This is a genomic window from Desulfosporosinus sp. Tol-M2 (assembly GCF_059735615.1).
This window is the reverse complement of the sequence record NZ_JCAIJG010000149.1, coordinates 1-8,734: the sequence shown is the minus strand read 5'-3', so window position 1 is coordinate 8,734 and position 8,734 is coordinate 1. Positions and strand designations below refer to the sequence as shown.

The 8,734-nt window shown below is 43.0% G+C and carries 4 protein-coding genes; 3 read left to right on the top strand and 1 reads right to left on the bottom strand.

Features of this window, described 5'->3' with window-relative positions; translation table 11 throughout:
* Positions 1–176: 176 nt before the first annotated feature.
* The gene (locus tag AC6I5A_RS11535) at positions 177–5,645 is read left to right on the top strand and encodes a hemoblobin-interacting domain-containing protein (RefSeq protein ID WP_034615985.1); all 5,469 of its coding nucleotides are present in this window, start codon (positions 177–179) and stop codon (positions 5,643–5,645) included.
* 139 nt (positions 5,646–5,784) lie between these two features.
* Positions 5,785–5,913, top strand: a complete 129-nt coding sequence (locus tag AC6I5A_RS11530; RefSeq protein ID WP_497900697.1) for a hypothetical protein — start codon at positions 5,785–5,787, stop codon at positions 5,911–5,913.
* 146 nt (positions 5,914–6,059) lie between these two features.
* Here the strand turns inward: AC6I5A_RS11530 and AC6I5A_RS11525 are convergent, their stop codons facing one another.
* On the bottom strand, positions 6,060–6,611 hold the full coding sequence (locus AC6I5A_RS11525) for a helix-turn-helix transcriptional regulator (RefSeq protein ID WP_497900698.1): 552 nt from the start codon (positions 6,609–6,611) through the stop codon (positions 6,060–6,062).
* Between the two features lie 329 nt (positions 6,612–6,940).
* Between AC6I5A_RS11525 and AC6I5A_RS11520 the strand changes: the two genes are divergently transcribed.
* Positions 6,941–8,179, top strand: a complete 1,239-nt coding sequence (locus AC6I5A_RS11520; protein ID WP_034615983.1) for a hypothetical protein — start codon at positions 6,941–6,943, stop codon at positions 8,177–8,179.
* Positions 8,180–8,734: the final 555 nt, after the last annotated feature.

The window sequence follows — 8,734 nt, the reverse complement described above, 5'->3', positions numbered from 1 at the left end:
TGTTGTTGGAGGTGAAGCAGTAATTACCGCGAGTCAGGAAAGTACACTTAGAAACGCTTTGAGGTAATTGAGGTAATTGCTGTATTAATAAACGAATACCATTTTGAAGGAGGTGGGTGTGACAAAATTAGTAGTTAGGCAATTAGAAAATTTAAAGAAAAGGAAGGATTAAAGCGATGAGAAAGATCAAAAAAATAAGTTCTCAGTTCTTTTCATTAATACTTATAGTTTTTATGCTTCTTAGCAATGTGCCGCTGGCTTTTGCAGAAACAGCAACGGGGTATAAATATTTTTACCCACCAGAGACGAACCCTCAAGCTCCAGTATTAACGACTTTGGCCGGTACTACCGGTTTATCCGGCGGGGCGTATTTATGCGCAAACAGTAGTATTGCTGACTATAGTTTTGGAGGTTATACGCTTGATTCTAGTAATCCAAGCACAAATCCTAATTACGATTCCTCAAAAGAAATGAAAGTCGGAGTACTATCAAACGGCAGTGAAGTGCCGGGCTATTCCGCTGAAGAATACACCGGTACCGACGGAAATGGTGTAGATATCTTACCGAATATTGAAATCAGCTTTGCCAAAAACGTCATTGATGCTACTAAGTATGTATATATAAATGGAGCAGCTACTACTACTTCTTACTTAGATTACAATAAGTCTAAAATCACATTATGGAAAGAAAATGCTGATGGGACGGAAACACAATTGAGTAATACAATTCGGAGTAGTACCACTTCAACGTCACTTACTGCTTTTTTTGTCTCGCCGGAAAATAATCTGGAATATAACACTTCCTACAAAATCAAAATTGACTCTGGAATCATACCTAGAAATTCGGCTTGGAGTACAGCAACTCAGTCGATGACAAATGCAACAACCTATGCCTACGAAATCAAGTTCAAGACAAAAGCAATGACCCCAGTTTGGGCATCGGGTGAAGTTCTCACTGCTACCCCCTCAGAGACTTCAGTACAATTGAATTGGCCGCAACCGAGTAATACGGCGAAAGTAGCCGGTTTTCAAGTATTGAAAAATGGTACCAATATTACACCCACTATATTGCCGATCAGTGAAGTGGGGTATACTGTTACTGATCTGACAGCCGAAACAGGTTATACATTTACCCTCAATGCCGTGGACAGTAGCAATAACATATTGGGTAGTCTTACAGCTCAAATGACGACAACACAGGCTACCCACCAAGATACCACTCCTCCAAGCTGGACGGATAAAACGCTTACTGCCACGAACTTCACAGCAACAAGCATTACCCTAACTTGGGGCGGGGCGGGCGATGATAGCGGTATAATAGGTTATAGAATTCTGGCGAATCAAAACACGGTTACGAGTTCTATTGCCGGTTCTTCGTCATCTTATACAGCAATTTCTCTGACCCCAGGTACTGCCTATACCTTTAAAGTCGAGGCCAAGGACGCTGCAGGCAACTGGAGTACTGACGGGCCTGAAATTACTGCATCTACACTTGCTCCCCTGGGGGCCACTGATGTGGCGATGACTCAGGGAACTGCAGTAAATTTTGAAGATGGTATTATAGTAACCCCCACGCAACTGCAGGGAAGCGGTACAGTGGCAGTGAGAAATGCCAACTCTGAAGTGCCCAACTTGCCCTATGATCTTTATCCGTCGCATGGCTCCTACTCTGCAACCGGGAGTTACTACGGGGTCAATGTCAAAGCGGATGGGAGCGGACCGGTACCGAACAAGGTAGTTATCTCCGTACCTGTCAATATCCCGACCGGGACAGATCTGACCAAGGTTGGAGTACACATCCTGGATCAGACGCCAACCCAGGAGGCTCAAACCGGTTTTAATTCCTGGGTCTATCAGCCTTCAACAGACCTTTCGGAGATATCCAAAAATATTATAAAATTCAGTATCGAAAACTTTGACAGTCAAGGCCAGAACGTCATCTTTGGCGTCTTTTATGATCCGTATCCATCGAAAGTTGTCGATACTTCAAAAGTCGTATCTATGACGGATACATCAGTGACTTTTAGGGTAATAGCGGTAGATTTCAGCGGAATCAGCAAATTCAGCATTCTGCGCAATGGCGTATACATCGGGGACAATACCCAGCCGATTATCCGGATAGCTGAGACCGGGTATCAGACCACGATTACGGATACACCGCCGGGTCCGGGCACCTACACCTATCGTATCGAGGCGTTTGATTCTTTCGGCAACCATAGCTCGCAAGGCGACTTTGTACGAACAGTACAATTTGGCGGCGATACCAGTACGGAAGCCATGCAGGCAGCAACCATAGCAGCTTTGCAGGATGGTTCATTGATTGAATATCGAAAAGGTGAAAGCGCCGACTGCGTAACCAGATCTTTTAGAGTACCTCTCAACGGAGTGAAGTCACCGGTCAGCACGAATATTAGCATTACCTGGGCCTCCAGCCGTCCGGATGTTTTAAGCATTAATAATGCCGGAGCCGGTTTCAATGCAACTGTGACAAAACCTGTCGGCGAAAATACAGTAAATATTGATATAACGGCTACGGTCTCCGGGGCTTATCCGTCGGATGCGAAAACGGTCGTGATTCCGGTTACTGTTAAGTGGCTGCCGGAAGCCTATGTAGAATCGATGACGGAACTTAATAATGCCATTGCCAATCCGCTGGTTAAAACAATTCTCCCTGCTTTGTATATTAAATGGAGTGATAGAACAACACCTCTTGTTCTGGACTTCCAGGGAAAAACCCTGAAGTTGCCGGTGGATAAGGCGAATAACACCATCTTTGCAGGGTATAACGCCACCTTATGCAATGCGACGTTTGACGCGAGCGGTATCTTAATGGACGGGGAACATGCCCTGATTGAATTAACAAATTATCATACCGAGAGCAGTGTAAGCATGGACAATATTACTTTTATCGGTACGGAGAACAGTCAGTATATTATACAAGCTTTAACTCGGGATGTAAGTATTACCAACTGCCATTTTGGAGTTACTGCGGAAGCACCAATCTTTATAAGAAATAATGCTAACCGCAGTGACACGTTCACCCCATCTTCAGTGACCATCACCGGCTGTACTTTTGATAATAAAGGCAAGCCTGGCTATGCTGTCAAGGCTGACAATGGCTTCCTTAATATGAGCAACAACACGATTAAGGGTTACCAGGGCCTGATCAACGGTTCTTCTTCGGCGGGTGTTTTGCTTAAGGATGACGTGAACGCCAGCCTGAATGACAACACTATCAGTGGCTGCGCGGACGGGGTAAAAGTCCTGACCGGCGACACCGTGGATTATCAGACCGGCACGAACATGACAACTTGGCAGCCAATATTAACTCAAAAGACGGTCTATGCCCAGGTAAACGGGATGACTATCCAGGATGCAGCCGGTGCGGAGACAGCAGGGGCAGCGTTAGTATCCGGAAATCTGATCACACCGCCTATAGCTGAAGGCTCACTGGCTGTAGATATCCTCAATGGGGCGGATCCGGCTAATCTGGCTGTGCTTTACCAAAATGCGTCGGGTTCTCTGGAACCGCCGGACCTGAGTGCGGATACAACCAATAACAGTCTGGGCCAGCCTATAGAGATTACCTTTACAGATGATAGTGCCTGGACGGGTGCAATCATGAGCGTTTCGCTTGACGGCACAGCCCTGACGGCCGGCAGCCAATATACTGTAAGCGCAGGGAAGATCACTATTGCTGCAGCTTCCTTTTCAACGGTCAAAGATTATGCGGTTAAAGTAACGGCAACCGGGTATGCCCCGACGTACATGAAGCAAAGCATCACTGCCATACCACTCTTGACACCGCCGGTTATCACCATTTCGGATATATTGCGGACACAGAGTGATGCACAACCAAGGGGGACAGCGAACATTAATTTCAAAGATGATCCTGCCTGGCGCAGTGCTATCACCGGCATAACCTATGAATGGCCAGGTATTCTATATAAATTAAATGTAAATGACTCGGACTATATCATTACTCCCGGCAATATCAGCGTATCTTTTGACTGGTTTAATATGTCAATAGGCAAAAACCTGTTCATAGTCCATGCCAATGGGTATGCGGATACGTCTGCGACAATGAATAATATCCTGCAGGCTCCGGCTTTGGTTCCGGACACTTCAGGCAACAGCGCGGGGCAGGATATAGATATTTTCCTACCGCCTAATGTGTATGATATTAATTCCCCATACGCATTTGATATCTCCTATATGTATGAGATCAGGAGTATCGCCGTTGATGGCGTAAAACTAAATGGCGAGCAGTGTACAGTTTATAATGACGGCTATATCCATATCGACGGTAGTGTCTTCCCGGAGGCTAAAAACTATATAATAGAGGTCAAGGCTACAGGTTACACAGATGCCACCGTAACTCAGGAAATTACGGCTGGTGTGCAGAGCCAGGTCAGGGTCAAAGCGGATATCACGGATAATGTTTTCGGCAAGCCGATTGATCTGACCTTTACTACGGATCCGGATGTTTCGGATTGGAGCAGCACTATCACAGGGATTAGCGTCAACTCTGTGCCCCTGACGGCGGAACAGTACACCATAACCAGCGGGCAGATCGAACTTGCGGCAGCGGCTTTCCCTCCTGGCGGGACAACTATAACAGGGACTTACACGGCCGGCGGCAGGTATACGATCACAATCCAATCCGCTAAGTATTCACCTGTTACCGTAAACCAGTATGTCGGCTCGGAACCTGTATTTTCTCCACCGTTCCTGTACAGGGATAAAACCAACACGATTGTGGGTAATCCAATCGATGTAACCTTTACAGACGATCCGGCCTGGCGCAGCGCCATTAATAGAATCGTAATAGATGATCGTGTAAATGATACTCAAACAGATTTAACTCCGGATAAGTACATTATAACTGCCGGCAATATTCAGTTTTTGCCAGGGGTATTTGCACATGCAGGTAGTTACTATGTAAGAGTTTTTGCTAACGGATATTATGATAAGAGTGTGGATCAGTATATTTTCAATGAAAAGATCATGAATCCGCCGGATTTAACCGCCGACAGCACGAACCATGTCCTGAGTCAGGCCATAGATATTACCTTCACAGATGCCAACTGGCGCTACTATATCAGCGGTGTCAAGGTCAACGATGAATTATTGAGCAGTGACCGGTATCAAATAACTGCGGGTAATATTCAGATTGCTCCCGAAGTATTCACTGAGCCGGGAAAATACACAATCACGGTAGTCGCCCCGTCTGCGCCTGGCGTGTACGATTCTACTACCGAGTATATGCCGTATTCCTATTATGACGCTGTAGTGGAGCAGACGATCCTAAGACCGGTTTACAGTGTAACAGTTAAGGATAATGTTGCTTATACTTCAGGAGAAAACAACGGAATCAAAAACATGACGGTTAAAGACGGAGCCATCGGGTTCAAATACTTCAGTATAAATACAACTCCTATAGCACCTTATGCCAAGGACGTGGTCGCGGTATTTGTACAGTTACGGAACAATTGCCAGATTGCAATCAGCGCTCCTTCGGTCAACTGTACCAATCCTTCCAGTGCCAAAGCAGGCTTTAACGTTTTGCCGGGAGATGTGATCAAAGTCTATATTGTTGATGATCTGACTAATGATAATAACCGCAATCCGTTTATTCTCCAGTGATTTAGCAGTTAACTTTAACTGGGTGATTTCAATGTTATTAAGGCAGAAGCCCTGCCTGAATTTCAGGCGAGGCTTCTGCAAAATGAATACATATTCAATCTTATAAACTAAGGGGCCTAATCTTAAAGGAAGGTTAATTATGGGACAGCAGAAGATTAAATTGGTAATTATTTATCCAGGTTTACCTGTAGGCTCTCTGGTATTGGGTAACGGTGTTATCTTAATAAACATGTGGATGGCAGAAAAAATTGCAAAAAATAACAAGTAAAAATCGTTAACATTCTCTGAATGTGGGTACTGATCCCGATGCAGTGGTGAGTCAGACGATCCTGTCGTTATTATCATGTAAAATGGAATTATTGTAAGCTAAGTTAAAAGCTCCGCATTGGTAGATAGTGCGGAGCTTTTTATAGTCTATTTACAATTATTTTTCCAGGGAGGACTAAAATCAGACTTTTTAAACTCTACTTTTAATCTATCTGCAATATCTTTTTTTTGTTCTTCAGTATATTTACCGCGAAATTCATCAGTCAGAAGATCTTCATCTACCCATAGTACCTGGTCGGGTTGATCAAAATCGTGTCTCAGTTTCATAGTTTCGAAGGTGTTTTTCAACGAACTGATCCAGTCCAGTATTACTTTACTAGGATAACCATTGGTTTGCATTTGTTGGATAACTCCAATTAGATCCTGATTTTCTTTATTATTGATAAATTGTAATAAATCTGAAGGAATACTTGATATCTTGTTTGATGTAACATGTTCCGGATCGCTTATTAGGCCAAAAATATAGTCAAGAGATGAGTCATACAACTCAGTAAGACGTAAAATTGTTGTAAAATTAGGTTCGCGCCTTCCTATTTCCCAGGAAGCAACTGTAGATCTGTCAACTCCAAAGAGTTTGGCTACAGCTTCTTGGGTAATATCCTTCTGTATTCTTAACGTTCTTAACCTCTCTCCCAGCATATTCACTAGTCATCACCGCCAAAAATATAATAGCGTATTTACAGAATTATTACAATATTACTGAGATAATTGACATAGTATGACCGTGACAATTGAACACAGACTTATGATGCTTCACAAAGAATCAGAGCCCCGAAATATTGGGGATGCTTGACAATAGGAGCTGTCGGGGTTATCATGGTGGTGACAGATAGACACGATAATAAATGATCTATTTGGCATCATTTTTAAGGAATGGTGTTGATGCTATGCATTGAGATTAAATGGTTTCTATATAAAAGAGAACATATATCTGCAGATTGAGCGTTATTGAGAAAGGTGGAAAAGTGATGTTTAATACGATTATGTTAAGAAAGACCCGTAAATCGATCGTGTTCATGATCTTGTCACTGGTATTAGTTCTCAGTGTCGTGCTTTCCCAAGCTGCTTTGGCAGTAAATGCTCCCGGTGATAAAGGCATTAATTTCAGCGGATATGCCTTTGTCTCGGGAAACCAGAATTATAATCTAAAAGTATTTTTGGACAAAAACTGTGCCAGCTGTTTAGATGCCGGCTATTTCAAAGTGCATGACATGACGGATAACGATGATAAAACAGTAACTTTATACGGAACATCTTCGGATAAACCAACAAGCGCTAGCTGGTATCCGACAGGTACCTGCGCCTTGTTGAAAATTTCTGGTCTGGAAGCTAATCATGAATATAGAGTAACAGTCAGCAACAGCGTTTATGCCAATAACGGGTTTACTTTGGGGCAAATGGCTAAGAACAAGGATTGCGTATTTTACTTCGAAGCACCTGATTCAAATGGAGCTTATACATTAACTCCGAGAGTTACTGTATATCCTTCCGATGGTACCAGCAATTTGGCCTGGGAAGGAAATGCGCTCTTTACAACGAACAGACCAATGCAAATAGATCCTGATAATCTAGGGTACTTTAAGAAATATTATAATAGCGCTTGGCAGGATAATCTTGATCAAACTTTTGATGCTAATGCAGTTACTAATGCATATGGTTATTTGAGGCAGGTAATGGATATACCGAATACATGGTATTACCCGGAGACAACCAGCGGCACAAGCGGAGGTGTTTCTTATAATTTGAATAATGCCAATGATAATGGTGCCGCAGTTAATTTCCGTTTGCAGCTGCCTTATCTGAAGCCAGTAGTCGGGGGCTCGTATACCAATTATAACCCTGCAGCCGGATATTATGCGTTCTCCACCAATGCTTACGATATACCGGCAAAACTGGCGAAACCAACAGTTGCCACCGGTGCGAACAGTGGGGAGATAACTGTCACAGTTACTAAGGGAACCAGCTCAAATTATCCAATTGCGACAGAATACAATTTTTACGTTTGCAGTGACAAGTATTTCTTTGATGGTACGGCTACATTGACGAACGGCACTCCCTATTCAAATAGTAGTTCATCTTTTAACTACACTATTACCGGACTGACACCCGGAGCCAACTATTATGTTGTGGTTGCTCCTGTAATATCCAGTGGATTCGGTGAAGGCGGGTATTCCCCAGCTTCGGTACAGGTTCAGGCCCATTCATGATCCAGCCCAGATGTTAATAAGTTTTTTTTCATCTGAAAATTAATGAGGGTGTCCTAGGAAACGATCTTGGGATACCCTTGTTGTTATTAATTAGGGATTACATGTATTTTTGAATTAGTTATTTTGGCTAAGTTTGAACTCATATTTAATATCATTGGTGTTTGATTGTAAACTGAAATTCAAATTTCGCTCCAGATGCTATTATCGTTTAGATAAACTTAAAGTCTAGAGCGGTACTAATCTAAATCGGCTTAGAACAAACTGGGACGATCCATACCAATCTATACCAATCTAGACTCTATTGACAAAGACTGTTACCTACTTTAAACTAAAATCGGATTATCATTTTTTTGATAATTTTTTCAATCGAAAATCATGTTAGGGATATCTAGGTTCACCTATGGCCTAAAGGAGAGGAGCTAAAAAATTGAGAGTTCTTGTGTGTATTGATGATACCGATAATTTTGACAGTAGGGGAACAGGAGAATTAGCAACTATCATCTCCGAAGCTGTAGAAGAAAATGGATGGGGAAAATGTGAACCTGTAACAAGACA

Coding starts and splice junctions, on each gene's coding strand:
- AC6I5A_RS11525 (WP_497900698.1), bottom strand. CDS start 6,611: ATGCTGGGAGAGAGGTTAAGAACGTTAAGAATACAGAAGGATATTACC.
- AC6I5A_RS11520 (WP_034615983.1), top strand. CDS start 6,941: ATGTTTAATACGATTATGTTAAGAAAGACCCGTAAATCGATCGTGTTC.
- AC6I5A_RS11535 (WP_034615985.1), top strand. CDS start 177: ATGAGAAAGATCAAAAAAATAAGTTCTCAGTTCTTTTCATTAATACTT.
- AC6I5A_RS11530 (WP_497900697.1), top strand. CDS start 5,785: ATGGGACAGCAGAAGATTAAATTGGTAATTATTTATCCAGGTTTACCT.